We start from the raw sequence: 313 nt of genomic DNA, 5'->3' as shown, positions 1-313 counted from the left end.
GAATAGCGGGATGCCTGGTCGGTTCCGTCGGTAAACAGGACGATGGAAGCCGCCCCGATGGTGTTGTTCTGTTCGCTGTCCCGGAGCAGGTCGGTTGCCAGGTCCGTACTTTTGATGACCGCACCGTACAGGTCGGTAGACGGGTCATTGCTGATATCTGAATCGATAGACTCCACGGCCGCAATCAACTCTTCCCGTGACGAGGTCAGCGGGTTGAGCTCGTGCAGGACATCTTCGCCGTCAAACCAGTAGATCGCCATCTGGAAGGATTCGGCAGGTACAGCCGGCATCACATTATCTATAAAACTCGCGG

At 56.2% G+C, this 313-nt stretch carries 1 pseudogene; it reads right to left on the bottom strand.

The features are described from left to right. Nucleotides 1–313, bottom strand: a pseudogene (locus ACRHNM_RS16525) (hypothetical protein); the annotation flags it as partial.

The organism is Psychroserpens mesophilus, from assembly GCF_050617655.1.
Taxonomy (GTDB): Bacteria; Bacteroidota; Bacteroidia; order Flavobacteriales; family Flavobacteriaceae; genus Psychroserpens; species Psychroserpens mesophilus_A.
This window is presented reverse-complemented; position numbering and strand designations above follow the sequence as displayed.